Raw genomic sequence first — 26570 nt, 5'->3', positions numbered from 1 at the left:
CAATTGATTGGACACCAACAGTAGGGGGAGAGGTGCTGAGAGGCGTCGAGGACAAAGATCTGCCGTCCATGCGGCGATGGCGCAATCATCCGCGCGTACGAGCGGCCAGCTTCGCCACGCACAAGATCGGAGAGGACGAGCACGCCCAGTGGTGGGAGGCCACCCGGGCCGACGCGCGCAAGCGCGTGCTGATCTACGAGCACGACGGAAACCCCTCGGGCGTGGTGACCTTCTTCGGGCTGTCGTCCGAGAGCGCCTCCTGGGGCTTCTACCTGGACCTGGAGGGGCTTGAGCAGTCGGGGGAGCTGCTGCGGGCCTGGATCGGCCTGGAGCGGGCGGCGATCGACCACGCCTTCGGGACGCTCGGCCTGACGACGTTGCGCGGCGAGGTGCTGGCCTGCAACCAGGCGGTCAGGCGGCTGCACAGGCGGTTCGGCTTCCTGGAGGTCGGGGCCTACCTGCGGGACGTCGACGGCGAGTCCCGCGACGTCGTTGCCATCCGGCTTGTGAAGGAGCAGTCATGATCTCCATCGAGGGGCGGCCGATCTCGCGGAACGACCCGCCGTTCATCGTCGCCGAGCTGTCCGGCAACCACAACGGGAGCCTGGAGCGGGCCCTGGCCATCGTGGACGCCGCCGCCGCGGCCGGGGCGCACGCGGTGAAGCTGCAGACCTACCGGCCCGACACGCTGACCATCGACTGCGACGGGCCCTCGTTCCGCGTGGGCGACGGGCACGATCTGTGGGGCGGCGAGAGCCTCTACCGGCTCTTCCAGCGCGCCCACACGCCGTGGGAGTGGCATCAGCCGATCTTCGAGCGGGCTCGCGAGCACGGGCTCATCGCGTTCTCCACACCCTTCGATCCCACGGCGGTCGAGTTCCTGGAGAAGCTGGAGGTGCCGGCGTACAAGATCGCCTCGTCGGAGATCGTGGACCTGCCGCTGATCAGGCTCGTGGCCGCCACCGGCAAGCCGGTGATCATCTCCACCGGGATGGCGTCGCTCGGCGAGATCCACGCCGCGCTGGTCGCCGCGCTGGAAGCGGGCACCAGCCAGCTGGCCCTGCTGTCCTGCACGGCCAGCTACCCCGCCTCCCCCGACGAGAGCAACCTGCGGTCGCTGATGGCGCTGAGCGCGCTCACCGGCGTGGAGGTCGGGCTCTCCGACCACACGCCCGGGATCGGGGTGCCGCTGGCCGCGGTGGCGCTGGGTGCGTGCATGATCGAGAAGCACGTCACCCTGTCGCGCGCCGACGGCGGGGTCGACTCGGCCTTCTCGCTGGAGCCGGACGAGCTGGCGGCGCTGGTGGTGGAGAGCCGGCGGGCGTGGCTGTCGCTGGGAGAGGTGATCATCGGGCCGCGGCCGTCGGAGCGCGAGGGGCTGCGGTTCCGCCGGTCGCTCTACGTGGTGCAGGACGTGCGCAAGGGCGACGTGGTGTCCCCGGCGAACGTACGGTCGATCCGGCCGGCGGGCGGCCTGCCCCCGGACACGGCCACGGTGGTCATGGGGCGGCAGTTCACCAAGGACGTGCCCTACGGCACGCCGTTCACCTGGGATCTGATCTAAGGAGCGCGTCGGCGACGCGTTCCCTGCCCTTGCCGTCCACGAGGCCGCGACCCCGCCGCCCGTGCTCCTCGCGGGCGGCGGGATCGGCGAGCAGGCGGGCGAGCACGCCGACCGCCGCGGCGTCGGCCGCGCGCCCGAGCCCGGCCGCGACGCCCCGGCCGACGAGCTCCTCGTAGCCGATGAGCTGGTTGTCCGCCACCCAGGTCAGGGCGGTGGGGACGCCGAGGTGGAGCAGCTCCCAGACGGCCGAGCCGGCGGCGGTGAGCACGAGGTCGGCCCCGGCCATGAGCTCGGGCAGCCGGTCCGTCGGCGGGATCACGGCGATCGGCCCGCCCGCCTCGAAGGGCGCAGGGCTGACGACCGTCGCCTCGAACGGCACCCCGGCCGCCAGGAGCGCCCCGGCCCAGGCGGGGGCCACGCCGGCGCTGTCGGTGCCGCCGAAGAAGCACAGCACGCGCGGCACCGGCCCCGCCGGCCGTGCCCGCCCGAGCCCGCGCACGCTGTCACGCAGGAGCACGTAACGCGCCCCGGCCAGGCGCCGGGCGGGCACGGGGAAGGGGCGGCGCTCCGCGCCGAGGTTCTGGTCCAGGTAGAGATCGGCCTCCTGGCCCAGCGGGTCGCCGTCCACGATCGCCAGCACGGTCAGGCCCGCTCCCCGCAGCGCCGCCCCCGTCCCCTCCGGCAGCTCGTACGAGTCGAGGACCGCGGCGTCCAGCCGGAGCTCCCGGGCCAGCGCCGCCAGCCGGGCCGGCTCCTCGGGGGCGGGCACCAGCGGCAGCCCGCGCTCGCGCAGCTGGGCCCGCGCCCAGACGGACCCGCGCACCTCGCCGAGGAAGGTCACCTCGACACCCCGCGCGCGCAGCTCCTCGGCCAGCGCCACGCACCGCACCAGGTGGCCGACCCCGCTGCGCACCCCGGCGTCGCACCGGAAGCCGACCCGGATCACGCGTCCTGGAGCTCCTTCTGCTGGACGTGGGCGTTGAGCCCGCAGACCTCGGGGCGCTCCCGCAGCCAGCTCACCAGCGTCCCGAACGGCACGCACCGGTCGCCGAGGCCGTCCACCACCCGGGTGATGAGCCGCCAGTCGTCCTCGGTGTCGAGCGTCACCCGCAGGTCGCCGGCGACCGGCTGGTAGGCGAGCCCGAGCAGCCGCGCGTCGTCCGGATGCGAGTAGACGTAGGAGGTCACGTGGGTGCGGTGGAAGTCGGCGGCCTCGGTGTCGGCCCGCTCCAGCGCGCCCCTGCCCACGATCTCCACGTCGAGCCCGCGCGGCAGCGTCCGCGTCAGAGCGGTGCTCAGGTAGTCGAGCCCGCGTACGGCGCGGAACACCAGCGCCGCCTCCCTGATCACGGCCGGGTCCAGCAGCGGGCAGTCCGCCGTGAACCGCATCATCGCGTCCCACCGCCGCCCCGCCAGCGCCTCCATGAACCTCGTCAGCACGTCGTCCACCGGCCCACGGTGCCACGACACGCCGAGGCGGCGGCACTCGGCCACGACCGCGTCGTCGGCCTGCTCCGTCGTGGTCGCCACCACGAGCTCGTCGAGCGTGCCCGCCTCGCGGGCGGCGCGAACCACCCATTCCAGCACCGACCGGCCGCCCAGCTCCCTGAGCACCTTGCCCGGCAGGCGTGTCGAGCCCATCCGCGCCTGAACAATCCCGACAATGCGCACCGATGCCCCAATCCCCCGTGTGACCGTGTGTCGCTTATCGATCGCGCTATGCTACCGCCCTGCTCGAACGACTACTGCGCGTAAGCGCGAACCCAGGGGGCCACGTGAGCATTCTCAGTGGATCGTCGATTCTGATCACCGGAGGAACGGGGTCCTTCGGCAAGGCGTTCATCCGCAACGCACTCGACTCGCTGGGGGTGCGGCGCCTGGTGGTCTTCTCCCGCGACGAGCTCAAGCAGTACGAGACCAGGCAGCTCTTCGGCGACGACGAGCGCCTGCGCTGGTTCATCGGCGACGTCAGGGACCGCGACCGGCTGGCCCGCGCCATGCACGGGGTGGACTACGTGGTCCACGCGGCCGCGCTCAAGCAGGTGGACACGGCCGAGTACAACCCGTTCGAGTACGTCCGCACCAACGTCGCAGGGTCACAGAACGTGGTGGAGGCCGCGATCGACAGCGGCGTGCGCAAGGTGGTCGCGCTCTCCACCGACAAGGCCTCCAGCCCGATCAACCTGTACGGGGCCACCAAGCTGGTCGCCGACAAGCTCTTCGTCTCCGCCAACCACTATGCCGCCGCCCACGAGACCCGCTTCTCCGTCGTCCGTTACGGCAACGTCGTCGGCAGCCGGGGCTCGGTGGTGCCGCTCTTCCTGCGCCTGGCCGAGCAGAGCGCCAGCCTGCCGATCACCGACAAGCGCATGACCAGGTTCTGGATCACGCTCGACCGGGCGGTCCGGTTCGTGGTGGACTCGTTCGACCTGATGCGGGGCGGCGAGCTCTACGTGCCGCGCCTGCCGAGCATGCGCATCACCGACCTGGCCGAGGCGCTGGCGCCGAACAGCCCGATCTACGAGATCGGCATCCGGCCGGGCGAGAAGCTGCACGAGGAGATGATCGGGCCGGACGACGGCCGCAGGACGCTGCGCCTGGCCGACCGCTACATCGTCCAGCCCACGATCGCGACCTGGGGCTACACGCCGCCGCAGACCGGCGAGCCGCTGCCCGAGGGCTTCTCCTACCGCTCCGACACCAACGACGAATGGCTCTCGGTGGACGACCTGCGCGCCATGGTGGCCCGCTGATGCTCCCCTACGGACGGCAGTCGATCGTCGAGTCCGACATCGAGGCGGTCGCCGAGGTGCTGCGCGGCGACTGGCTGACCACCGGGCCCGCGGTCGGCAGGTTCGAGGCGGAGCTGGCCCGCTGGACCGGCGGCGTGCCGTGCGTCTCGGTCACGTCGGGGACGGCCGCGCTGCACGTCGCCTACGTGGCGGCCGAGGTGCGGGCGGGCGACGAGGTGGTCACCTCGCCCCTGACGTTCGTGGCCACGGCCGCCGCGGCCGCGCTGCTGGGCGCGCGGGTGGTCTTCGCCGACGTGCAGCCCGACACGGGCAACCTCGACCCCGACGCCGTCGCCGCCGTGGTCACCCCGAGGACGCGGGTCGTCACGGCGGTGGACTACGCGGGCCATCCCGCCGACTACGACGAGCTGCGCGCGGTCGCCGACCCGGCCGGGGCGGTGCTGATGGCCGACTCGGCGCACTCGATCGGGGCCGCGTACAAGGACCGGCCCGTGGGGGCGCTGGCCGACCTGACGACCTTCTCGTTCTTCCCGACCAAGACCGTGACCACGGCGGAGGGCGGGGCGGTGGCGGCGGCCGACCCCGAGCGGTTCCGGCGGGCCGCCCGCTTCAGGAACCACGGCCTGGTCAGGGAGCCCGCCGACCAGCGCGAGCCGGACGTGGGCGGGTGGCACCAGGAGGTGCACGAGTTCGGGCTGAACTACCGGCTGCCCGACGTGCTGTGCGCGCTGGGCGTCAGCCAGCTCCGGCGGCTGGAGGGCTTCCGCGAGCGGCGCCGCGAGCTCGTCGCGCGTTACGACGCGCTGCTGCGCGACGTGCCGGGGCTGACGCTGCCCGCGCAGCGCGCGTACGTGCGGCCGAGCTGGCACCTCTACCCGGTCAGGGTCCGCGACGGCCGGCGGCGCGAGGTCTACGACCGCATGCGTGCCGCCGGCATCGGCGTGCAGGTCAACTACGTGCCGGCGTACTGGCACCCGGTGTTCGAGGACCTCGGCTACCGGCGCGGGCTCTGCCCGCGGGCGGAGGCGTACTACGCCGAGGAGCTGTCGCTGCCGCTGTTCCCCGACCTGACCGACGCCCAGCAGGACCGGGTCGTGGAGACCCTGGCGGCGATCCTGCGCTAGCGCTCCGCCAGCAGCAGGCAGCCGTCCTCGCCCCGGTCGACGAGGAAGCGCCTGGCCGCGACGGTCGCGATCGGCCGCTGCCCGGTCCGCACCAGCGGGCGGATGGGTGTGCCCTGGTCGATGACGACCTCCCACCACGACTCGTGGCCGACGCTCTCGTCGATGTCGGCCAGCGGCACCCGCGCGTGGAAGTCGCGCCCCGCCAGCGTCACCGGGAAGTACATCTCCTCGCCGTCGCTCCTGCGCCGCAGTCGCAGCACCGGCTCGCCGTCGCCGATGTCGGTGATCTCCCCCGAGAACACCAGGTCGCCGCCGTCCACCCGGCACTCCCCGATGACCGCCCGCGCCTTGCGCAGGCGCAGGCCCCAGGCGCCCTTGGCGCTGCGGATCGGCACCACCCACACGCCCGACCTGCGCCTCGGCGCGGGAATCAGGGGCGGCAGCCAGCGCGGCCCGGCCACCCGGCCGTCCAGCCGCAGCCCATGCCCTCTGAGCTGCACGCGCAGGTCCCAGCGGCCGCGCCTGGCGAGCTGCGCGGATGTCAGCACGGCCGGGTCGAACGCGAAGCGGAACGGGAACGCGTGCTCCGGCAGCGCGCCGCCGTCCTCCTGCACCACGTTCTCCCAGGTGGGCGCGCTCTCCTCGTCGGACAGCGGGATGGTCGCGCCGGTCCTGCGCTCCTCCAGCCAGACCCGCACCCGCATGCGGCGCAGCTCCCCCACGTCGAACCGGCCCACCGCCACCCGGCCCGCGCCACAGAGCACGCTGTCGCGCCAGTCGAGGTCGACCAGCCGGGGGACCAGGGTCAGCTCGCCGGAGACCTCCGACAGGTGCGGCGGCATCGACGGGTGCCTGGCGTACCAGCGCCTGCGCAGCAGCCCGGCCGCGCCGACGCGCGGCTGCAGCTGCCCGCAGCGGTCCTGGGTGAACACGTACGCCAGCTCGCCCAGGCGGCGCCGGTGCAGCAGGTGGACCTGGAGGCGCTGCGCGAACGGGATGCTGTGCCAGGCCTCGCGCGACACGCCGTCGAGGTAGCGGACGATCATGTCGAGCAGGGCCGGGTCCGCCGTCGTGCCCATGGCGGCCATGGCCTCCACGGCGACGGCCATGTCGATGTCCAGCGTGTCGCGGTCGAAGTCCGCCTTGAGCGCCGGCGCCCCGCGGCCCAGCAGGGAGCCGGTCTCCAGCACCGACAGGAGGCGGTCGCGCAGGTTGTCGGGCTCCAGGCAGCGCTGGGTGATCGAGCTGCCCGGCTCGTCGCGCTGCCGCCAGTGGTAGACGACCGAGGCCAGCACGTCCACCGACCTCGCTCCCACGTGGGCCGCCATCGCGACGGGCTGGTCCTCGTACATGCGCTCGGGGAAGCTCAGGCCCAGGCGCTCCCAGAAGGAGCGGCGGTAGACCTTGTTCCACAACATGCGGTCGCGGATCAGCAGCGGGTGGCGGGTGATGTGGGTGCTCTTCACCGGCTTGGCGAACGCCTCCCGGTGGGCCCACGACGGCATGAGCAGGTTGCGGTAGAGCCGCATGACGTTGCCGCAGGCCAGGTCGGAGCCGGTGGACTCGAGCGAGGTCACCAGGCGTTTGAACGCGTCGCGCGGCACGGTGTCGTCACCGTCCACGAAGGCCAGGTAGCGGCCGGTCGCCCGGCGTACGCCCACGTTGCGGGCGCGGCCCACGCCCATGTTGTCCTGCCTGATGAGACTTATCCGGCGGTCGGCCGCCTGCCTGGACCCGACGACCGCCGGGCCGCCGTCGACGCTGCCGTCGTCGACGCAGATCACCTCCAGATCGCCCAGCGTCTGCGCGGCGATGGAATCCAGGCAGGGTCCGATGTACTTCTCGACGTTGTAGAACGGAACGATCACCGAAAGAACCGGCACACCTATTCCTCTTCCTTTTGTCCTTCGTCCTTCCGCCCTGCGTCTGCGTCCTTGCCGTATCAGCCGGACAGGAGGCGGATGACCTTGCGGGCGACCTTGCCGGGGCGCGCCAGGCGGCGGGAGAGGCGATATCCGAGCGTCCTGCGGAAGGCGCTGGCCTTGCGCTGGGTCCTGCGCAGCTTGGCCTTCGCCCTGACCAGCTCGCGTTCGCGGTAGGAGAGCTTGGTCTCCAGGCGCGAGATCCTGGCCAGCGCCGCGGTGAGCTGGTCGGCCAGGCGGTCCCGGGCGCCCAGCAGATCCCGGTACGTGGGCGCGTGCTCCGCCACCTCGGCGGGGCAGCCCAGCTCCACGTCCAGCTTGCGAGCACGGTCGAGGTCGCCCTGGTCGCAGGGACGGTCGGCCATGCCGCACAGGGTCAGCGCGAGCTGGTCGGCCTCCAGCGGCCACGGCCACGGGTGGTGGTGACCGGCCGCCAGCAGCCTGACCGCGAACCGCCACAGGATCCGGCACAGGACGACTTTCGGGCCGGGCGGGGTGGACGGCTCGGCGGCTGGGCTGATGGCCGCGAACCGCTCGCCGTCGTACACCAGGCTGTCGGTCGCGGCCGTCACGTCGCCGCCCGCCTCCAGCCATTCGGCCAGCCGGGCCAGCAGCTCGCGCACGGTCCTGACGTCCTCGCGGGCGCACGCCTCGACGAGGATCTCCTCGACGACCCGGCCGGCCGGGATCGGCAGCTCCTCGCCGTCCGGCAGCCGCCTGGCGCCGCCGGCGGTGAGCTCGTACAGGGCGGAGCCCTCCTCGACCAGCCCCAGCGGCAGCTCCACGTGGTCGTCATCGTCTGAAGCGGCGGTGGCCACGGCCAGCCAGAGCGGCGCGAGCTCCTCGCCCAGGCCGTGCCGGAAGACCAGGCGGGTCAGCCGGAGCGGGTCGGCCACCAGCATGCGGTCGCCGCCACGCGCGCTCAGCGGGAACGTGAGGGCGTCCGGCAGGTCGGCGGCCAGCGCCTCGCGGGACAGCAGCGCCCGGGGCGCCTGCCTGCCCGGATACGCCGCGTAGCACCGCCGCACGCGCAGCCCCGCCGACTCCAGCCCGCGGTCGAGCGCCTCGGGCCCGCTGGGATAGCTCGGGTCGAAGCCGTGCGGCGCCCACTGGTCGTCGGCGCCCTCCCGGTCCGCGGGCCTGGCCTCCAGGAACCGATCGACGCCCAGGTCGTTGCGTACGCCGAGCACCAGCCGCCCCCCGGGCGCGACCAGCTCGGCCAGCGCCGCCAGCGACTCGCTCCACGCCGCCGCCGAAGCCTCCGCGGAGTGCGTGCGGAGCAGCCCGTCGAGGGCCAGCACCAGGTCGTACGGCTGCTCCGCGGCGAACACCTCCAGCCGCCCGCAGAACACCGCCAGCCCCGGGTGCCGTTCGCCCAGGGCGCAGGCGTCAGGGTAGGAGCGCAGCAGCACGGCCGCCGACGGGGCCCGCGCGACCACGTCGTCCACCAGCACCTGCGGATGCGGGCCGACCAGCAGCACCCTGCCGCTGTCGGGGACGAGCCGGCCGACCAGCTCCAGTGCCGTGCCCCGCCAGTCCGTTATGCCGCCCATGTTGGACATGTCGGACCACAGCAGCATCTCCCCGCCGATCAACCGAACGTTCTCGGGCGCCTCCCCCGTGATCACGTGCGCGCCCCCCGTTTCCATCCGAACATTCGCCGTAGCTCCTCCGGTGTCGCCTGATACTCGAATCCCAGCTCGCGCCGCGCCACCTCCGACGCCAGCTCGGTGTCGACGCGCGTGCCGTGCAGCTCCGGCCAGAGCCGCATGCGGCGCGCCGTCCCCCCGTACTCGGGACGCTCGTCCTCGAACTGCATCGGATCCCCGTACACCGCCACCTCGCATCCCACCGAGGCGCCGTAGAACAGCGCGCTGCCGAGCCGGTTGGAGGCCACCCTGCGGTGGCGTCGCAACTGGACCAGCTGCTTGCGCAGGAAGTCGCGTCCCTTTCCCTCCCACCGGGAGCCGCGCTCGCCATGGCAGGTGACCCGGAATCCCCTCGATTCGTACGCTCGCCGAATGTCCGGATTCGCGAATTCCAGCCAATATAGGCAGACCGTGACCGGACCGGTCTCGACATTTCGGATTTCGTCGGCCAACCGGGCATGGTCACCACTGACGGAATGCTTTTCCCAGCCATGAAAGGGATACCAGATCGTACCCTTGCGTTCGGGGACCACGCCCAGCTCAGGCTCCAGATGAAGGAGGTATATCCATGGCGCGCCGATGAGGTAGTGCCCCCTGCGGCCCATCGACCAGCCTCGGCGACGTAGCACGTCAGACCAGATGAAACGGGGATATCCAGGGCTGCACCAGTGGTCGTTGGGCGGAAATCCGTGGAGATAGTTCCATCCGTGCTGAAGGAAGCCCTGGATGCGTTTCGGCGTCTCATCCGGCAGGCCGCAGTATCGGCCGATTATGCGAGAGTGCCCGTACCAGTGATTGGATTCGTCCATCATTCCCCCCGTACGGTGGACCGTGTCCCGTCCGACATTCCCAGCCCTCAACGGGTGCCACGCCTCGTTATACGGTTCCATTACCCGAGAGGGGGCCTTGGTTTTCCCCTGGCGCGCAATTCCCGCTACACTACGTCGTGGCTTGAGGACAGAGAGTGAGTGATCATGAGTCATCTCGACCGCCTGCGGGCCGTCTTCCGCAGCGCGCTCAACCTTCCGGCCGACACCTACGTCGACGGGCTCGAATACCGCGCCATCCCCCAGTGGGACTCGCTGGCCCACATGGCGTTGATCGCCGCGATGGAGGACGAGTTCTCCGTCATGATCGACACCGACGAGATGATCGACATGAGCTCGTTCGCCAAGGCGGCCGGGCTGCTGGAGAAGCATGGCGTCGGCGCCGCCGCCGGCTGAGCCCAGGGTCGTCCTGGTCACCGGCTCGACGGCGGGCATCGGCCGGGCCGTGGCGGTCACGCTGGCCGGGGCGGGCCACGACGTGGTGCTCCACGGCCGCGGCGAGGAGCGCGCCGCGAAGGCCGCCGCCGAGGTCGCGGAGGAGACCGGCGGGGTGACCGACTCGGTCGCCTGCGACGTCGGCGACCCCGCCGCCGTCTCGGCCGTGATGCGGCAGATCTACCAGCGCCACGGCCGCCTCGACGCCCTCGTGATCAATGCCGGCATCCACGCGGCCGGCCCGCTCGGCATGGCCCACCACGACACGGTCCAGCGGCTCTTCCAGGTCAACGCGGTCGGCGCGACGTACACGCTGCAGTCCGCGCTCAGGCTGCTGCGGCGGGGCAGCTCCCCCGCGGTGGTCCTGGTCGCCTCGGTGATGGGCCGCATGGGCGGCGCGGGCCAGGCGGTCTACTCCGCCACCAAGGCGTCCGTGATCGGCCTCACCAAGGCCGCCGCCAAGGAGCTGGGGCCCGCCGGGATCCGGATCAACGCCGTGGCCCCGGGCTACATCCAGACCGACATGCTCGCCACGCTCGACAAGGAGAGCCGGGTGGCCACGGTCGCCGCGACCCCGCTCGGGCGGCTCGGCACGCCCGCCGACGTCGCCCGCGTGACCGCGTTCCTGCTCTCGCCAGACGCGGGTTTCGTCACCGGCCAGATCATCGGCGTCGACGGCGGGCTGGTGCTGTGATGTTCCCGCACCCACAGGCCCGGCTCGTCGTCGCGGGAGAGGCGGCGGGCCTCGGCGGCGACGAGCTGGCCGGCCACGTCGCGCGCACCGCGGAGGCCCTGACCCGGCTGCGGCCCGGGCCGCTGTTCTGCGGCATGCGCAACAACCTCACGTCCGTCCTGCGCTACCTCGCCGCCTGGCGGTCGGGCCGGCCGATCGCGCTGCTCGACCCCGACCTGGCTCCCGGAGCGCTGGCCGAGCTGGTGGGCCGGTTCAGGCCGGCGGCGCTGCTCGGGTTCACGCACGCGGCCGACGGCTCGCCGCCGCCGCGCCGCGACGTGCCCGAGCCGCACTCCGACCTCGCCGTGCTCCTCGCCACCTCGGGCTCGACCGGCAACCCCAAGCTCGTACGCCTGTCGCGCCAGGCCGTGCTGGCCAACGCCACCGCCATCGCCACGGCCCTGGCCATCGTCCCCGACGAGATCGCGCCCACCAGCCTGCCGCTCCACTACAGCTACGGGCTGTCCGTGCTCAACAGCCACCTGATCGTCGGGGCGACGGTGATGCTGACGGAGGCGGGGCTGCTGGAGCGGTCGTTCTGGACCCATCTGGACGCCCACCGGTGCACGTCGCTGGCCGCCGTCCCCTACCAGTACGAGATGCTGCGGAGGCTGCGTTACGACCGCTCCGAGCACCCCGCGCTCGCCACGCTCACGCAGGCCGGCGGGCGGCTCGGCCAGGACCTGGTCCAGGAGTTCGCGGGCCAGGCCGACCGGTTCTTCGTGATGTACGGGCAGACGGAGGCCACGGCCCGGATCGCCGTCCTGCCTCCCGACCGGCTGGCCGACAAACCCGGTTCCGCCGGGCCGGCCATCCCCGGCGGGCGGCTGACCGTCGACGAGGGCGAGGTCGTCTACCACGGGTCCAACGTCATGATGGGCTACGCCGAGACGGCCGCCGACCTGGCCAGGGGCGACGACCTGGGCGGGGTGCTGCGCACCGGCGACCTGGGCCGGCTCGACTCCGAGGGCTTCCTCTACCTCACCGGGCGGCTGAAACGCATCGCCAAGATCTTCGGCGTGCGGGTCAACCTCGACGACGTCGAACGCCTGCTGCGCGGCTCCGTCCCGGTGGCTGCGACCAGCGGCGACGACCGCGTGACGGTGTGGGCCGAGGGCCTCGACGCGGCCGGCCGCGCGGGCCTGGCCCGCAAGCTGGGCGCCGAGCTGCGGGTCCATTGGAGCGGGTTCGACGTGCGCGCCGTCGACAGCCTCCCGCTCCTGGCCACCGGCAAGATCGACTACCGAGCCCTGGAGTCCCGCACATGACGGCCCCGCCACGCTCCGCGGGCGGTCGCCCGGCGCGGCGCGCCGGGCTCTCGGGCGTCCCCGATCGGGCGGAGGGTGGCGGATGAGCGTTTTCAGTCTGGCGGAGCCCCAGCGGGAGGCGGCGCTGGTGAGCGAGCTCGCGGCGCTGACCGAGCGGCATCGGCGGGCGTGCGCCCCCTACCGGCGGGTGCTCGACGCCATTCAGGCCGGCCCCCCGTACGAGCGGCTCGCGGACCTGCCCTGGCTGCCGGTGCGGCTGTTCAAGACGCACGAGCTGCGCAGCGTGCCCGAGGACCAGGTGTTCAGGGTGCTGACCTCCAGCGGGACCACCGGGCAGCGGCCGAGCCGGGTCTACCTCGACCGCGAGGCCGCCGCGACGCAGCCGCGGATGCTGGCGGCCACGCTCAGGGAGGTGCTGGGCGGGCGGCGGCTGCCGATGCTGGTCGTGGACAGCCGCTCGGTCGTCCGCGACCCCACGCTGAGCGCCCGCGGGGCCGGGGTGCTCGGGATGATGAACTTCGGCAGGGACCACACGTTCGTGCTCGACGAGCGGGGCCGGGTGGACGCCGAGGCGGTCAAGGGGTTCCTGGCCCGCTACGGCGGCGAGCGGTTCCTGATCTTCGGGTTCACGTTCATGGTCTGGCTCCACCTGCGCGACCTCGGGGCGGACCTGTCGCAGGGGGTGCTGGTCCACTCCGGCGGGTGGAAGCGGCTGGCCGAGCAGGCGGTCGACAACGCCGAGTTCCGGCGGCGGCTGGCGGCCGAGTGCGGGCTGACCCGGGTGCACAACTTCTACGGGATGGTCGAGCAGATCGGGACCGTCTTCCTGGAGGGGCCCGACGGCGACGGGCTCTACTGCCCCGACTTCGCCGATGTCGTGGTCCGCGACCCGGAGACCTGGCAGGAGGTCCCCGTCGGCGAGCCGGGGCTGATCGAGGTCGTCAGCACGCTGCCCACGTCCTACCCGGGCCATGTCCTGCTGACCGAGGACCTGGGCGTGGTGCACGGCGTCGACGACGGGTGCTGGCCGGGCAAGCGGTTCGAGGTGCTGGGCAGGCTGCCCAGGGCCGAGGCGCGCGGCTGCAGCGACACCATGGGGCGGGGCTGATGCTGGACGACCCGAAGCTCGACGTGCGTTTTCCCGCCGCCGCTCCGGTGTCCGCCGAGGACCTGCTGGGTGAGCTACGCGGCGGGCTCGACGTGGGCGACGAGCGGGTGCGCGAGTTCCTCTCGGGCTTCGGCAAGCGGCTGCTGCGGCCCGCGCTGGCGCGGCGCCATCCCGAGCTGGGCTCGCTCGGCTTCTTCCTGCGCCCCAGCGAGCTGGCCCGCACCGTCGACGGCCTCGCCAACGAGCACGTACGCGTCCCGCGCGGCATGGTCTTCCACATCCCGCCCGCCAACGTCGACACCGTCTTCGTCTACTCCTGGGCCCTGTCGGCCCTGATGGGAAACCGCAACATCGTGCGCCTCTCGCCGCGCTCCGGCGCGGTCGCCGAGGTCATCCTGGAGACGCTGCACGACGCGCTGGCCGACGCCGATCCCGTCATAGCGGCGACCCAGCGCATCGTCTCCTACGGCCGCAGCGACTCCGTCACCGCCGCGCTCTCCGCCGCCTGCGACCTGCGGGTGGTGTGGGGCGGCGACCGCACCGTACAGGAGATGCGGCGGCACTCACTCGCCCCGCACGCCCGCGACCTGGTCTTCCCCGACCGCTCCTCGTTCGCCGTCGTGGGGGCGGCGGCCTGGCTGTGCGCGCCCAGGGCCGCGCGGGTCACCGTGGCCGAAGGCTTCGTCAACGACACCTACTGGTTCGACCAGGCCGCCTGCTCCTCGCCCAGGACGGTGTTCTGGGTGGGCGCGGAGGGCGACTGCGACACGGCGCGGGCCGACTTCTGCGAGCACGTGTCGCGCGTGGTCACGGTCCGGGGGTGGGGAGTCGACGCCGCGATGGCCGTGGAGAAACGGGTCTCCACCTACGGCCTGGCCGCCGACGGGCTGGCGGAGAGCATCGAGTTCCGGGGCAACGCGCTGGCCAACGTCACGCTGTCGGCCGCCGCCGCCGTGCCCAGGCAGTGGCTGGGCGCCGGCACGTTCGCGCACGCCAGGCTCGGGTCGCTGGCCGAGCTGGGCTCGCTGGTCGAGCGGCGGGACCAGACGATGACGCACTTCGGGTTCGCCAGGGCCGAGCTGGAGCGGCTGGCCAGGGAGCTGGGCGGGCGCGGGGTCGATCGCATGGTGCCGATCGGGAGCGCGCTGAGCTTCCATCGGGTGTGGGACGGGTTCGATCTCCCGGCCGAGTTCACGCGACTGGTGACCGTGATCAGATGACGTCCGCGCCCCCCACGGCCTGGTTCGCCCGGTGGCCGGCGTCGTCCGGGCGGTGGCTCGGGTGGGTGCCCGCGGGGGTCGTGTGCGCCGGTGCGGTGGTGGTGTTCCTGTGCTGCGGGGTCTCCGCCCGCGACCTGGCCGTTTTCGCGGCCTACCTCGGCGCCGGGGTGGCGCTGCCCGGGACGCTGCTGTGGCGGGCGCTGACCGGCGGCGGGAGGTCGACGGCCGAGGACGTGGCAGCCGGGCTGGCGATGGGGTACGCGGTCGAGGTCCTGGCCTACCTCCCGGCCAGGGCGGCCGGAGTGCCGCTGCTCGTGCTGGTGCCGTCCGCGGGGGTGCTCTGCGCGTTCGCCTGCGTGCCCCGGCTGCGGCGGCACTGGCGTGGCGGGGCCGCCAGAGAGCGCATGCCCGCGCGGTGCGCGTCGGCAAGCGGGGCCGCCGGGGAGCGCATGCCCGCGTGGTGCGCGTGGGCGCTGGCGGCGGTCGTCGCCTACCTGATCGCGTGGAGCACGCTCAACCTCTACCGCGTGCCGGTCTCCGCCGCGTACGTGGACCTGCCCTACCACCTGGCGCTGGTCGGCGAGGTCAAGCACCACGTGCCGCCCACGCTGCCGTCCGTGCTGGGCGAGCGGCTCTCCTACCACTGGTTCGTCTACGCCGAGCTGGCCGCCACGAGCTGGGTGACCGGGATCGAGCCGGTGACGCTGGTCTACCGGCTGGCCACGCTGCCGATGACGGCGGCCATGGTCGTGCTGGTGGCGGTGCTCGGGCGGCGGCTGGGCGGGAGCTGGGGCGCCGGGGTCGCGGCGGCCGGGGTCGCGTACTTCCTGCTCGGGCCGGTCCTTCAGGAGGACGTGGTCTTCACGACGCGGCCGATGTTCACCGCCTGGGCCAGCCCGACGCAGACGTTCGGGGCGCTGCTGTTCGCGCCCGTGGTGCTGCTGCTGACCGGCGGGCGGCGGTGCTGGGCGGCGCTGGTCGTGCTGCTGCTGGCGCTGACCGGGGCGAAGGCCACGTTCCTGCCGTTGCTGCTCGCGGGGCTGCTGGTCGTGGTGGCCGTGCGGTGGGCGGTGGAGCGGCGGGTGCCGGGCGCGTGGCTCGGCGTGGCCGGGATCACGCTGGCGTGCCTGCTGGTCGCGCAGCTCGTGGTGTTCAGACAGGGGTCCCAGGGGACGACCATCGCGCCGTTCGCGACGATGCGGGGGCTCTGGGGGCTGGTGACGGGCGTGGCGGCGCCGGAGCTGGCCGCCGTGCCGGTGACGCCGTTGCTGGTCCTGACCGTCGTGCACCTGTTCTGCCTGCTCTGCGTGTGGGGCGGGGTGGTGGCGCTGGGCCGGCGGGCGCTGGAGCCGTCCCTGTCGCTGCTGCTCGGCATGGGGGCGGCGGGGGTCGGCGCGGCGGTGCTGCTCGGGCATCCGTCGGACTCGCAGCTCTACTTCCTGGAGAGCGTCCGGCCCTACCTGTCGGTCGCCGCGGTGTGCGGGGTGGCCGGGCGGCGGGTGCCGTGGGCCGTGGTCGCGGCGGGGGCGGGGGGCGCGCTGCTCGCCACGTGGATCGTGGTGCCCGGGGACGCGGCGGTGCGGGTGGTGGTGCCGTACCTCGTGCTCGGGGTGGTGGCGGCGGCGGTGCTGGTGTGGCGGCGCGGGGCCGTGCTGGCGGTGGTGGCGCTGCTGGCGGGGTACGCGGTGCCGGCCTCCGCGCGCGAGCTGGTCCTGCGGGTGGTGCCGGAGGGCCGCGAGGCGGAGATCCCCGCGGGGGCGCTGAGGGCGGGGCGGTGGTTGCGTGCGCACTCCTCGCCCGGCGACGTGGTGGCCACCGACCTGCACTGCCGCCCGGTCGAAGCGCCCGGGTGCGACAGCCGGCACTACTGGGTGTCGGGGTTCACCGAGCGGCGGGTGCTGGTCGAGGGGTGGGCGTACGCGGAGAGCACGCTGTCGCGGGCCAAGCTGTTCGTCTCGCCGTATCTCGAGGTGCCGTTCGCGGATCCCGTACGGCTGGCGGCGAACGACGCGGCCTTCCGGGCGCCCACGGCGGAGAACGTCCGGCGCCTCGCCGAGGTCTACGGCGTCAAGTGGCTCTTCACCGGGATGAACCCGGAATTGGGGAAATACGCGCGACTGCGCTTCCGCAATTCGTCCTTCTCCGTTTACCGGCTCACCGCCCGGTAAAAGTCTCTCCCCCTCACGGAATGCTGCGGAGAAACGGCCCGCGCCACGCTGGACGGCCCCAGGAGCATTTTCGTGGACGTACGGCCACCGATCAGGATCAGGAACTCCCATGAAAACGCGTGCCGCGACGGAGCCGAGCCCCCGCGTTCTCGACACCACGGCCCGGCTGGCGAGCGTCGACATCGTCATCCCCGTGCTCAACGAGGAACGCGCCCTGCCCGGCTGCGTCCGCACGCTGGCCCGCTTCCTCGGCGACGGCTTCCCGCTGCCGTGGCGCATCACGATCGTCGACAACGGCAGCACCGACGCCACCTGGCCGGTCGCCAACGAGCTGGCCGGGCAGTTCGAGCGCGTACACGTCCGCCGGCTCGACATCCGGGGCCGGGGCGCGGCGCTGCGCGCGGCCTGGCAGGACAGCCCCGCCGACATCGTGGCGTACATGGACGTCGATCTGTCCACCGGCCTCGGGGCCCTGTTCCCGCTGGTCGCCTCGGTGGCCGGCGGTCACTCCGAGATCGCCATCGGCACGCGGCTCGCGCGCGGCGCGCGCACCCGCCGCTCGCTGCGCCGCGAGGTGGTGTCGCGGGGCTACAACGCCCTGCTCAGGTACGGCTTCGGTGTCCGCTTCAGCGACGCGCAGTGCGGCTTCAAGGCGGCCAGGGCCGACGTGGTCAGGCCGCTGATGGCCAAGGTCGAGGACGACTCGTGGTTCTTCGACACCGAGTTGCTCCTGCTGGCCGAGCACAACGGCCTGCGCGTGCACGAGGTGCCGGTGGACTGGATCGAGGACACCGACTCGCGCGTGAAGATCGTCAGGACGGCGGTCGACGACCTGAAGGGGCTGGCCAGGGTCGCCTGGTCGATGTCGATGGGCCGGGCCCGCGTCGAGGTGGCGCGGTCCGAGCTGACGCCCACGCATCCGGACGCGGTGGTGGCGCGGCCCCGCGCGGTGACCCTGGCGAAATTCACCTCGTTCGCCGTGATAGGCATTGTTTCCGCAATTCTGTACGCGCTCATTTATCTGCCGCTGCGGGATATCTGGTCGCCGGCAATGACGAATTTCGCCGCGCTCGTCCTCGCCGGAGTCGTCGGCACCGAGGCGAACCGCCGCTGGACATTCCACCGGCGCACCGCCATGCACGTGCGGGCGGCGACGCTCTTCCTGGCCAACTACGCCCTCACCACCATGGCCGTGCTCGCGCTGCCCCGTGGCGCCGGGCGGCTGGCGGAGGTCGGCGCGGTCGCCGGCACGTACTGCCTGCTCACCTTGATCCGCTTCACCGCCCTGGACCGCTGGGTCTTCTCCCGTACGAGGAACTGATCGATGGAAACCACTGAGATCCGCCGCTTGATCGCGCTCGAGGACCGCCACTGGTGGTACCGCGAGCGCCGGGCCATCCTGCGCAGGGAGCTGCGCGGGCTGGGCCGTCCCGGGCGGGCGCTGGACATCGGCGCCGCCGGCGGCGGGAACACCAGAGTGCTGGTCGAGGCGGGCTGGGAGGCGACCGCGACGGACTCGTGCGCGACGGCGGTCGAGGTGGCCAGGGAGCGCGGGCTCAAGGCGGTGCGCGCCGACGCGCGGGCGCTGCCGTTCGAGCCGGGGAGCCTGGACCTGGTGACCGCGTTCGACGTGCTGGAGCACGTTCGCGAGGACCATCTGGTCGTGGAGGAGATCGCCAGGGTGCTGGCGCCCGGCGGGCACGCGCTGATCGCGGTCCCGTGCGACATGGCGCTGTGGTCGGCCCACGACGACGCGGTCGGGCACGTGCGCCGCTACGCCCGCGAGTCGCTGACCGTCGTGGTGGAACAGGCGGGGCTGAAGGTCGATCGCGTCTGGAGCTGGAACGTGCTGCTCCGTCCCCTCGTCGCCCGGCACCGGCGCCGGTCCAGGGGCAGCGACCTGCGGAAGATGCCGCTCCTGGTCAACGCGGGGCTGTCGGCGGTCGTGCGGGCCGAGCGGTACCTGCCGGTCAAGTCGCTCAAGGGCGTCACGCTGTTCCTGCGGGCCCGGCTCGGGAGATGAGCGTGTTCAGACCGAGACGTGGGGGTGTTCCACGGTGTGTGCGCATTGGCTTTAGGCTGTGATCCGTGGTGATTCATGCCCTGCTGGCGGCCGTACTGGCCACGACCTCGCTGCCCGCCCAGGCGGCGACGGTCGACTGTGACCGGGTCAAGTGCCTGGCGCTGACGTTCGACGACGGTCCGGGCGAGGGCACCCCGACCCTGCTCAAGCTTCTCAAGCAGGAGGGGGTCAAGGCCACGTTCTTCCTGGTCGGCAAGCAGGTGGAGCGGCGGCCGCAGATCGCCAGGCAGACGCTGGCGCAGGGACACGCGATCGGCAACCACACCTGGTCGCACGCCTCCCTGCCGACACTGCTCGACGACCAGATCCTCGACGAGCTCAAGACCACGCAGGAAGCCATCCAGCAGGCCACGGGGCTGCGGCCGGCGATGTTCCGCCCGCCGTACGGGCACACCGACGACCGCGTGCTGGGCCTGGCCGACCAGGTGGAGCTCGCGCAGGTGCTCTGGACCGGCACGACGCTCGACTGGAAGCTGCGTGACGCCAAGAAGATCAAGGCCGCCGTGCTCAGGCTGGCCAAGCGCGACGGAGTGATTCTTATGCACGACACGGTCCCGGCGACCGTGAAGGCCATGCCGTCCATCCTCAAGGAGCTCAAGAAGCAGGGCTACCACCTCGTCACGGTGCCGACCCTGCTACGCGGCAAGAAACCCGAGCCCGGAGTGAGCTACCCCTGACGGGCCATGGGCACCGCGAAGCCAAGGCCGTGGGTCGCGATCCCGACCTTTCTGATCATTCAGGCCGTCCTCGCCTGCTGGTGGGCGGCCTTCTACCCCGGCCTGTTCAGCCGCGACTCGGTCCTCTACCTCAGCCACACCGTCGTCGGCCCCTGGGTGAGCGACCATTCGGTGCTCTACGACGCGCTGCTGTCGCTGAGCTTCACCAAGACGGGTGACCTGGGCGCGGTCACGTTCGCGCAGACCACCGCCATGGCGGCGGCGCTGACGTACCTGGCGCAGTCGCTCAAGGCGCTCGGCGCGCCACGCCTGCCGACCACGCTCGTGGCGATGCTCATGCCGCTGGCGCCGCCCGTGGGCGCGTTCTCGGTGACGCTGTGGAAGGACGTGCCGTTCACGATCTGCGCGATCGCCGTCGCGGGCGTGTGCGCCCGGATCGCGGCCAGACGCGCCGTCACCGTGCCCACGCTGGTCGGGCTCGGGCTGCTCTTCACGACATTGGGGCTCTTCCGGGCGAACGGCTTCCTCGTCGTGGGCGTCGCCGTCCTCGCGCTGCTGGTGATCGTCACGACCATGCGCGTACGGCTGCTGCTCGCCGGCACCCTCGCCGCGGCCCTGCCGCTCGTGCTCACGAACCTCGTCTTCCCGCAGTTCGGCATCATGGCCCCGTCCAAGACGTACGTGTACCACACGGCCTTCGGCGACATCGCGGTGGCGTACCGGGACCATCCCGAGCTGTTCACCGAGCAGGACAAGACCTTGATGGCCACCGTGGCACCGCTGACGCGGTGGTGGGACGGCGGCACCTGCTACACGATCAACCCGCTGATCTGGCGGCGGGACTTCAGCTGGCCTCAGGCCGACGCGCACGCCTCCGAGCTGCTCGGCCTGTGGAAACGGCTGCTGATCTCCGAACCCCGCATGATCATCGACACCCGGCTGTGCCGTGGGGCGATCGCGTGGCGGCCCGTGCAGGACGAGTTCGCCATCGGCGGGATGACGTACCGGTTCTCGCTGCGGCCCAACGCCGACACCTACGTCGGGCCGAACAAGGTGCCCGACTTCCCGGGGCGGTGGGTCTACTCGCTGCGGCCGCAGTCGTGGGAGCTGAACCAGGTGGCCGACCCGTGGCTGACCGGGGCGCTGGCGCCGCAGTACGACTGGGTGCTGTGGCGGGGGGCGTTGTGGGCGTACGTGTCGTATCTGGCGGGGGCCCTGGGGGCGCTGGCGCTGCGGAACCGGTACGTGCTGGGGGTGGCGGCCGTGGTGGCCGGGCAGCAGCTCACGGTGCTGGCCAACATCTCGGCGCAGGACTTCCGGTACATGGCCTCGCCCATCTTCGTGGGGGTGCTGCTGGTGCCGTTGCTGCTGGGGGGTGTGGGGCGGTTGGTGGTGGCTTCGGTACGGGGGGTCGGGCGCGCAGTACGCCGCAAGCCTGCCGAGCCCCGGCCCCCGTTGCCACAGCCCGGCGCCCCCGAGCCCGCCCCGGCCGCGCCCTCAGGGAACGCCCCCGCGCCGGACACACCTCCGGCCGCCGCGCCGGATGCGCCGTCAGCGGACGAGGCCACGGCTCACGGGACTGCGGGTCACGGGCCCGAGCCGGGTGAGCGCACGGCTCGTGCGGCGTCGCTCTCGGAGCCCGTGACGCCAGACCCTCAGCCGAGCGAGCCGAATGGACCAGGAGCCCCGGGCGCGTCGGGCGGGACGGGGGCGCTTGGGCGGGAGGGCGATCGGGAGTAGGCCGGCGGGGCGGGCTCAGACGGTGGCGGGGAAGCGTCCCGGAGCGGGTACGAAGCCCGGCGTCTCCTCCGCGGCCTGGCGGGCGTCGTACCGCTCCCGGGAGGCGGCCACGCACGCGCTGTGCTTCCGCGACCAGTTGGTGAGCGTCAGCATGGCCTCGTACAGCTCCAGCGCCATCGGCGTGGCCTGGTACTCGACCTTGGGCGGCACCGTCGGATAGACCGTGCGCTCCAGCAGCCCGTCGCGCTCCAGATTGCGCAGGGTGAGGGTGAGCATGCGGCGGCTGATGCCCTCGATCTCCCGCTCCAGCTCCGTGAACCTCCTCGGCCCGCGAGCGGTCACCACGACGATCTGGATGGCCCACTTCCCGGCGATCTTGTCCAGGATCTCGCGCGGCGGGATGGGGCAGAAGCCCTGCTCGATCATCGCCTGCGCGTCGTCCAACGTCCTGAGCTGCTCTGGTACAGCGGTGTTCCTCTGGGACATGAAAGTGCCTTCTTCCGGTCGACCTCGATGGTCACACATCATGGCCACTGTTACAAATCGTTCCCCTAGGAAGACTTGGTCATGAAGAACAAATGGGCCGCATTCTCACTACTGGCCACCACCCAGTTCGTACTGATCCTGGATTCTACGATCGTGGGCATCGCGATGCCGCACATGGGTCGTGAGCTGGGCATGAACGCCCAGGACCTGTCGTGGACGACGACGGCGTACTCGCTGGTGTTCGGCGGGTTGCTACTGCTCGGCGGGCGGCTGTCCGACTACGTGGGCAGGCGCCGGATCTTCATCGCCGGGATGCTGCTGTTCGGCGCGGTGTCCCTGATCGGCGGCGTGGCCGCGTCCGGCGTGCTGCTGATCGCCGTACGGGCGGTGCAGGGGCTGGCCAGCGCGCTGGTGGCGCCCGCCGGGATGTCACTGGTGATGACGATCTTCAAGGGCGACCCGGCGCTCAACAAGGCGATGGGCCTGTGGGGCGCCGTCGGCGGCATGGGCGCCTCGGCCGGGCTGGTGCTCGGCGGGCTGCTCACCGACTTGTTCGGCTGGCGATCCGTGTTCCTGGTGAACGCGCCCATCGGGCTGGGCGTCGCCGCGCTGGCACTCGTACTGCTGCCCGCCGCGCGCTCCGCCGAACGGACCCGCGGCTTCGACGTGGCCGGGGCCGTCACCTCGACCGCCGGGCTGGGCCTGCTCATCTACGCCCTGGTGGACGCGGCGGAGGCGGGCTGGACCTCGGCCAGGACGCTCGGCGTCGGCGCCGTCGCGATCGCCCTCATCGTCGCCTTCCTCGCCATCGAGCACCGCTCGGCCAACCCGCTCGTCCCCCTGAACGTCTTCCGCAGGCGCACGCTCCGCGCGGGCAACGTGATCATGTTCCTGGTGGCCATGGCGATGCAGCCGGTCGCCTTCCTGCTCAGCCTCTACACCCAGCTCGTGCTCGGCTACAGCGCTACCCTGTCGGGCCTGTCGACGCTGGCGATCCCCGCGACGATCGCGCTGACCGCCTCGTTCCTCGGCGGACGCGTGCTGACCAGGTACGGCCTGCGCACGACGACGGCCGCCGGTATGGCCTTCATCCTGGTGGGCGCGGCGCTCTACCTGCGGGTGGGGGTGCAGGTCGACTACCTGCTGGTCCTGCTTCCCGCCGAGCTGCTGGCCGGCTTCGGCTTCGGCCTCCTGGTCGGCGCGGTGACCGTCGCCGCCACCTCGGACGCCTCGCCGGAGGAGTCGGGGATGGTGTCGGGCCTGTTCAACGTGACGACGCAGGTGGGCATCTCGGTCGGCATCGCGGTGCTGGTGGCCGTCGCGGCCGGGGTCACGGGCGGCTCCCCCGCACCGGAGGCTCTGGTCTCGGGCTACCGGATGGCGTTCCTGGGCTCGACCTTGCTGGCCGCGGTCGGCCTGGCGGCGGCGCTCACGATGCTCCCCAGGCCCGCCAGGGACCGGGAGCCTGCGGCGGTGTCCGCCTGACCGCCCCGCCTCAGACAGGCCGGTTCCCACGCGGAACCGGCCTGTCTGTTTCTCAGGCTGCCATCGGGGTGAAGGCCTCGAAGGAGTCGGCTTCGGCTTCGGCTTCGGCTTCGGCGAATGTCGGGAGTTCGAACCAGATGGCCTTGCCGCGGGGAGTGGGGGTGCCGCCCCAGGAGCCGGAGAGCGTGTCGACCAGGAAGAGCCCGCGTCCGCGCTCGGCGTCGAGGTCGACGGTGCGCATGGTGGGCAGCTGGGGGTTCTCGTCTTCGACTTCGCAGCGCAGCAGGCCGTTCTCGGTGGAGAGGCTGAGGCGGGCCTGTCCGTGGGCGTGGTCCAGCGCGTTGGCGACCAGTTCGCTGACGAGGAGCTCCGCGACTTCGATCTGGTCGTCGAAGCCCCAGTCGGTCAGCTTGTCGCGGGTCAGCCGGCGGGCGGTACGCACCGAGCTGAGGTCAGGCGTCAGCCACCACGAAGCCGTGCGGCGTGTTGCCGGGCTGTGGCTGGTGGTCCGCGTAACGCTGTTCATTGCCCTGCATCCCGTGTGGCAGCTGAGGTGGCTGCCGTCCGGTTCCCTCCGGTCCTCTTCTTCAGGTGAGCGTGAATTGCTCACACCACGAGAATGCCTCGGTGAGCCCCCTGGAGGAGAGGTGAAAAATCCCCATATAGGCACCTATTCCGGACTACGTAGGTACCTACGTAGTCCGGACGTCAGGGGTTCCAGCGCACGGTGGGGCTCCGGGTGCCGGTGGGCCGGCGCTGATATGTGACGGCGGGGCCGTGACAGCGCGCGGTCAGCCCGGGAGCAGCGGTGGTCGGCATCGTCTTCCTCATCGAGAAGCACCCCCGATGAGGAGCCCCCGCCATGATGACCTTCGCCGCCGTTCTGCAGTTGCTCGTCGCTCTCGGCTTCGTGAGCATCCCCCTCGTACGCCACCGCTACGGCCGCGAGGCAGGGGTCGCCGCGGTGCGGGAGCTGGAGCGTCAGGGCGTCCCCGCCCGCATCCTGAAAGAGAACAACATCAGCTTCGACGCCAGCGGCCACGAGACCATCGTGCCCGCCACCGTCGCGCTGATCATGACGGCCCTGGCCGTGCTCAACCTGATGGGAAACCACTGGGGGCAGGTCCTGTCCTGGATCTTCCAGCCGCTCGTGCTCGCCGGCAACGTCCTCATCCTCTACAGCCAGCTGACCGCCGCCACGTCCGTGCGGAAGGCCTTCGAGCGCAAGGGCGACCCGATGCTCCGGCGCGTCGACGTGCCGGCGCTGCTGAAGGCGGCCGAGAGCGGCTTCCCGAGCTGGGTGATGCCGGGTCTGCAGAACGTCCGGCACACGGTGGTGATGGGCGGTTCGATCCTCGTCCTGGTGGCGTTGATCAGCGCCTGAGCCGGGACACGCGAACGCGCCGCGCGGGCGGGATCCCGCGCGGCGCGTTCGTGTGCGCCGCTACCAGCCACCGTTGTGGAGCTGGCCGCGCACCGCGCCGCCGGGGAACTCCGCGGTGTGCAGATTGACGTACCAGCCCTTGGGGTTGTGCTTGATGCCGTCGGCGACCTTGGCCGAGGCGGTGCCGGTGCCGGCGATGCCGTTGACGCCGGCCGGCAGGCCGTTGGCGGCGGCGAAGAAGTCCACGACCACCGGGCCGTTCTTGCCCTTCACGCCACGGTGGACGTGGCCGTTCGTGGGCGGGGCGAGGCGTTTCCAGGCGGTGGCGAAGTGCACCTTGGTGCCCTTCACCCAGACGAGCCACGCGGCGCGCCCGTCCTGGTCGCCGACCTTGGTGCCGGGCGCGGGCACTTCCTGGCGGCCGTCGGCCGGCGCGGTGAGCGTGTGGTGGGACGAGCCGGCGGCCAGCACCGATTCGAGCGAAACGGGACGTACCCGGTGCAGCTGGGCGCGGACGGCGCCGCCGGGGAACTCGCCCGTGTGCAGGTTGGCGTACCAGCCCTTGGGGTTGTTCGCGATCCTGGCGAGCAGGCCCGATTCCTTGACCGTGACGGTGCCCTTGACGGCGCTGAGCGAGGCGGGCAGGGCCGCGCCGAAGAACGGGATCTTGACGTCGCCGTTCTTGCCGGACTTGCCCCGGTGGATGTGGAACGCGGTCGGCGCGGCCACCTTCTGCCACCGGATCGCATAGTCGACCTGCTGTCCGTGGATGCGGAACACGGCGATCGCGCTGCCGTTCCGGTCACCCACCTTCGCGCCGGGGGCGGGTACTTCGTTCTCGCCCAGCAGCGTCGCCGCCAGATAGACGTCGGTGCTCGACTGCGTGTCCGCCTGTGCCATGGCCGGGCTGACGGAGGCGGCGATCAGCGCGGTGGCGAGCGCGAGGCCGGAGGCGGTGAGGATGCGCTTCGTCATGATTGACCCTTTCAGTTGCCTCAGGGGTGAGGCCGGGAGCGGTGTTCGACGCCCGGTTGTACGACCCGCGCCTCGCGCCGGGTTCAATCCGCAAATGTGTATAAATACGCATTCGCGCTGGTGGGAGGCGGTCTGGCGGCCCCTCCCGGACGCATGCGGGTGAACCCTCCCGTGAGAACCCCCGTACCTGTCGAAGATCGGACTTTCCTTGCCCACGACAAACCGGAGGGAGTGGTCGCATGTGGAGTCCATCGGGGGAAAGACGATTCAGGCCGTGGTTGGGGGCGGTTTGCCTGAGCGGAAGCGTCGCGCTCGTCCTGTCAGGCTCTCCGCCGTACGCGCAGACCGGGGCGGTGGATGTCTATCTGAGCACGGTCGCGACTGAGGGCATCTCCTGCCCGAACGTGGCGGACAAACTGCCCGACGTCCCGGCCGCCGCCAAAGCCGAGGTCGACCGCAACCTCGCCCAACTCGACAAACAACTCCAGGAAGCCAACGACCGACTCGCCACCTCAGCAGGAGAAGGAGGCGCCAACTTCGTCCAGAACGCCATCCTCGGCCCACTCGCCGACAAACGCGCCGCCGCCATCGACCGCATCTCCATAGCCATCGGACGCGTCGCAGAACGCCCCACCGGCCTCAACGAGCTCGCCACCTGCTCGGTCGGCGACACCGCCGCCCCGTCCCAGGAGGCCACCCCGACCGACCAAGCCACCCCGACCGACCAGGCAACCTCATCCGACCAAGCCACCCCACCGGAACAAACCACCGCACCTCCGGCGACCGGCTCCGCCACGCCTGATCCCAGCGGCAGCCAGACCGCGGCCCCGGCGGCGCAGACCATCGTCTGCCCGAACGTGGCGGACAAGCTGGCCGACGTCCCGGCCGCCGCCAAAGCCGAGGTCGACCGCAACCTCGCCCAACTCGACAAACAACTCCAGGAAGCCAACGACCGACTCGCCACCTCAG

Annotated in this window: 24 protein-coding genes and 1 pseudogene; 17 read left to right on the top strand and 8 right to left on the bottom strand. The window is 72.0% G+C overall.

Annotation, left to right across the window (positions count from 1 at the left end; translation table 11 throughout):
* The first annotated feature begins 32 nt into the window (after positions 1-32).
* Positions 33-524, top strand: coding sequence for a GNAT family N-acetyltransferase (locus AB0J87_RS02240; protein ID WP_350731149.1), 492 nt, complete (start codon positions 33-35; stop codon positions 522-524).
* The gene (pseI, locus tag AB0J87_RS02235) at positions 521-1564 is read left to right on the top strand and encodes a pseudaminic acid synthase (RefSeq protein ID WP_350731147.1); all 1044 of its coding nucleotides are present in this window, start codon (positions 521-523) and stop codon (positions 1562-1564) included. The genes AB0J87_RS02240 and pseI overlap by 4 nt, the downstream gene beginning before the upstream one ends.
* Here pseI and AB0J87_RS02230 read toward each other — a convergent pair.
* Positions 1545-2510 (bottom strand): hypothetical protein, encoded by a 966-nt coding sequence (locus AB0J87_RS02230; protein ID WP_363962265.1) that lies wholly within the window; start codon positions 2508-2510, stop codon positions 1545-1547. The genes pseI and AB0J87_RS02230 overlap by 20 nt on opposite strands.
* Complete coding sequence (locus AB0J87_RS02225) at positions 2507-3235, bottom strand: glycosyltransferase family protein (RefSeq protein ID WP_350731143.1); 729 nt, start codon at positions 3233-3235, stop codon at positions 2507-2509. Before AB0J87_RS02225 ends, AB0J87_RS02230 begins: the two co-directional genes overlap by 4 nt.
* A 104-nt stretch (positions 3236-3339) precedes the next feature.
* On the opposite strand from AB0J87_RS02225, the gene pseB reads away from it, so the two are divergent.
* The gene (pseB, locus tag AB0J87_RS02220) at positions 3340-4317 is read left to right on the top strand and encodes a UDP-N-acetylglucosamine 4,6-dehydratase (inverting) (RefSeq protein WP_363962264.1); all 978 of its coding nucleotides are present in this window, start codon (positions 3340-3342) and stop codon (positions 4315-4317) included.
* Positions 4317-5441 carry an aminotransferase class V-fold PLP-dependent enzyme gene (locus tag AB0J87_RS02215; RefSeq protein ID WP_363962263.1) on the top strand — a complete coding sequence of 375 codons (1125 nt, stop codon included), beginning with the start codon at positions 4317-4319 and terminating at the stop codon, positions 5439-5441. The genes pseB and AB0J87_RS02215 overlap by 1 nt, the downstream gene beginning before the upstream one ends.
* Here AB0J87_RS02215 and AB0J87_RS02210 read toward each other — a convergent pair.
* The 3 genes from AB0J87_RS02210 to AB0J87_RS02200 are packed head-to-tail and all read right to left on the bottom strand — an operon-like array spanning position 5438 to position 9824.
* On the bottom strand, positions 5438-7324 hold the full coding sequence (locus AB0J87_RS02210) for a glycosyltransferase family 2 protein (RefSeq protein ID WP_363962262.1): 1887 nt from the start codon (positions 7322-7324) through the stop codon (positions 5438-5440). The two genes, AB0J87_RS02215 and AB0J87_RS02210, sit on opposite strands and share 4 nt — an antisense overlap.
* A 59-nt stretch (positions 7325-7383) precedes the next feature.
* Positions 7384-9012 carry a hypothetical protein gene (locus AB0J87_RS02205; RefSeq protein ID WP_350731135.1) on the bottom strand — a complete coding sequence of 543 codons (1629 nt, stop codon included), beginning with the start codon at positions 9010-9012 and terminating at the stop codon, positions 7384-7386.
* Positions 8988-9824, bottom strand: a complete 837-nt coding sequence (locus tag AB0J87_RS02200) for a hypothetical protein (RefSeq protein WP_363962261.1) — start codon at positions 9822-9824, stop codon at positions 8988-8990. Before AB0J87_RS02200 ends, AB0J87_RS02205 begins: the two co-directional genes overlap by 25 nt.
* A gap of 162 nt (positions 9825-9986) precedes the next feature.
* On the opposite strand from AB0J87_RS02200, the gene AB0J87_RS02195 reads away from it, so the two are divergent.
* The 10 genes from AB0J87_RS02195 (at position 9987) to AB0J87_RS02150 (ending at position 21271) form a co-directional block, all read left to right on the top strand.
* On the top strand, positions 9987-10235 hold the full coding sequence (locus AB0J87_RS02195) for an acyl carrier protein (protein WP_350731131.1): 249 nt from the start codon (positions 9987-9989) through the stop codon (positions 10233-10235).
* Positions 10210-10968 (top strand): SDR family oxidoreductase, encoded by a 759-nt coding sequence (locus AB0J87_RS02190; RefSeq protein ID WP_363962260.1) that lies wholly within the window; start codon positions 10210-10212, stop codon positions 10966-10968. The genes AB0J87_RS02195 and AB0J87_RS02190 overlap by 26 nt, the downstream gene beginning before the upstream one ends.
* Positions 10968-12275, top strand: coding sequence for an AMP-binding protein (locus tag AB0J87_RS02185; RefSeq protein ID WP_363962259.1), 1308 nt, complete (start codon positions 10968-10970; stop codon positions 12273-12275). The genes AB0J87_RS02190 and AB0J87_RS02185 overlap by 1 nt, the downstream gene beginning before the upstream one ends.
* An 82-nt stretch (positions 12276-12357) precedes the next feature.
* Entirely contained in the window at positions 12358-13383 is a 1026-nt protein-coding gene (locus AB0J87_RS02180) for an acyl-protein synthetase (RefSeq protein ID WP_363962258.1), read from the top strand.
* A complete protein-coding gene (locus tag AB0J87_RS02175; RefSeq protein WP_363962257.1) occupies positions 13383-14603 on the top strand; it encodes an acyl-CoA reductase in 1221 nt (406 codons plus the stop codon). Before AB0J87_RS02180 ends, AB0J87_RS02175 begins: the two co-directional genes overlap by 1 nt.
* Complete coding sequence (locus tag AB0J87_RS02170; RefSeq protein ID WP_363962256.1) at positions 14600-16771, top strand: hypothetical protein; 2172 nt, start codon at positions 14600-14602, stop codon at positions 16769-16771. Before AB0J87_RS02175 ends, AB0J87_RS02170 begins: the two co-directional genes overlap by 4 nt.
* A 109-nt stretch (positions 16772-16880) precedes the next feature.
* Positions 16881-18092, top strand: coding sequence for a glycosyltransferase (locus tag AB0J87_RS02165; RefSeq protein WP_363962255.1), 1212 nt, complete (start codon positions 16881-16883; stop codon positions 18090-18092).
* A 3-nt stretch (positions 18093-18095) separates the two neighbouring features.
* A complete protein-coding gene (locus tag AB0J87_RS02160; RefSeq protein ID WP_363962254.1) occupies positions 18096-18794 on the top strand; it encodes a class I SAM-dependent methyltransferase in 699 nt (232 codons plus the stop codon).
* 65 nt (positions 18795-18859) lie between these two features.
* Positions 18860-19531 (top strand): polysaccharide deacetylase family protein, encoded by a 672-nt coding sequence (locus tag AB0J87_RS02155; RefSeq protein ID WP_363962253.1) that lies wholly within the window; start codon positions 18860-18862, stop codon positions 19529-19531.
* A 6-nt stretch (positions 19532-19537) separates the two neighbouring features.
* The gene (locus AB0J87_RS02150) at positions 19538-21271 is read left to right on the top strand and encodes a hypothetical protein (RefSeq protein ID WP_363962252.1); all 1734 of its coding nucleotides are present in this window, start codon (positions 19538-19540) and stop codon (positions 21269-21271) included.
* A gap of 15 nt (positions 21272-21286) precedes the next feature.
* On the opposite strand, the gene AB0J87_RS02145 is transcribed toward AB0J87_RS02150, so the two are convergent.
* Entirely contained in the window at positions 21287-21757 is a 471-nt protein-coding gene (locus tag AB0J87_RS02145; RefSeq protein ID WP_350731111.1) for a helix-turn-helix domain-containing protein, read from the bottom strand.
* A gap of 81 nt (positions 21758-21838) precedes the next feature.
* On the opposite strand from AB0J87_RS02145, the gene AB0J87_RS02140 reads away from it, so the two are divergent.
* Entirely contained in the window at positions 21839-23242 is a 1404-nt protein-coding gene (locus tag AB0J87_RS02140) for an MFS transporter (RefSeq protein ID WP_363962251.1), read from the top strand.
* Positions 23243-23294: 52 nt separating this feature from the next.
* Here the strand turns inward: AB0J87_RS02140 and AB0J87_RS02135 are convergent, their stop codons facing one another.
* Positions 23295-23768 carry an ATP-binding protein gene (locus AB0J87_RS02135; RefSeq protein WP_363962250.1) on the bottom strand — a complete coding sequence of 158 codons (474 nt, stop codon included), beginning with the start codon at positions 23766-23768 and terminating at the stop codon, positions 23295-23297.
* A gap of 336 nt (positions 23769-24104) precedes the next feature.
* Between AB0J87_RS02135 and AB0J87_RS02130 the strand changes: the two genes are divergently transcribed.
* Complete coding sequence (locus AB0J87_RS02130) at positions 24105-24626, top strand: hypothetical protein (RefSeq protein WP_363962249.1); 522 nt, start codon at positions 24105-24107, stop codon at positions 24624-24626.
* 60 nt (positions 24627-24686) lie between these two features.
* Here AB0J87_RS02130 and AB0J87_RS02125 read toward each other — a convergent pair whose 3' ends face one another.
* Positions 24687-25601: a CHRD domain-containing protein gene (locus tag AB0J87_RS02125; protein ID WP_363962248.1), complete on the bottom strand. Its 915-nt coding sequence runs from the start codon at positions 25599-25601 to the stop codon at positions 24687-24689.
* Between the two features lie 353 nt (positions 25602-25954).
* Between AB0J87_RS02125 and AB0J87_RS02120 the strand changes: the two are divergent.
* A pseudogene (locus AB0J87_RS02120) lies at positions 25955-26570 on the top strand (hypothetical protein); the annotation flags it as partial.

Source organism: Nonomuraea sp. NPDC049625, from assembly GCF_040675285.1.
Lineage (GTDB): Bacteria > Actinomycetota > Actinomycetes > Streptosporangiales > Streptosporangiaceae > Nonomuraea > Nonomuraea angiospora_A.
Note: the sequence above shows the minus strand (reverse complement) of the source record. Positions and strands in the feature narration are given on the sequence as shown.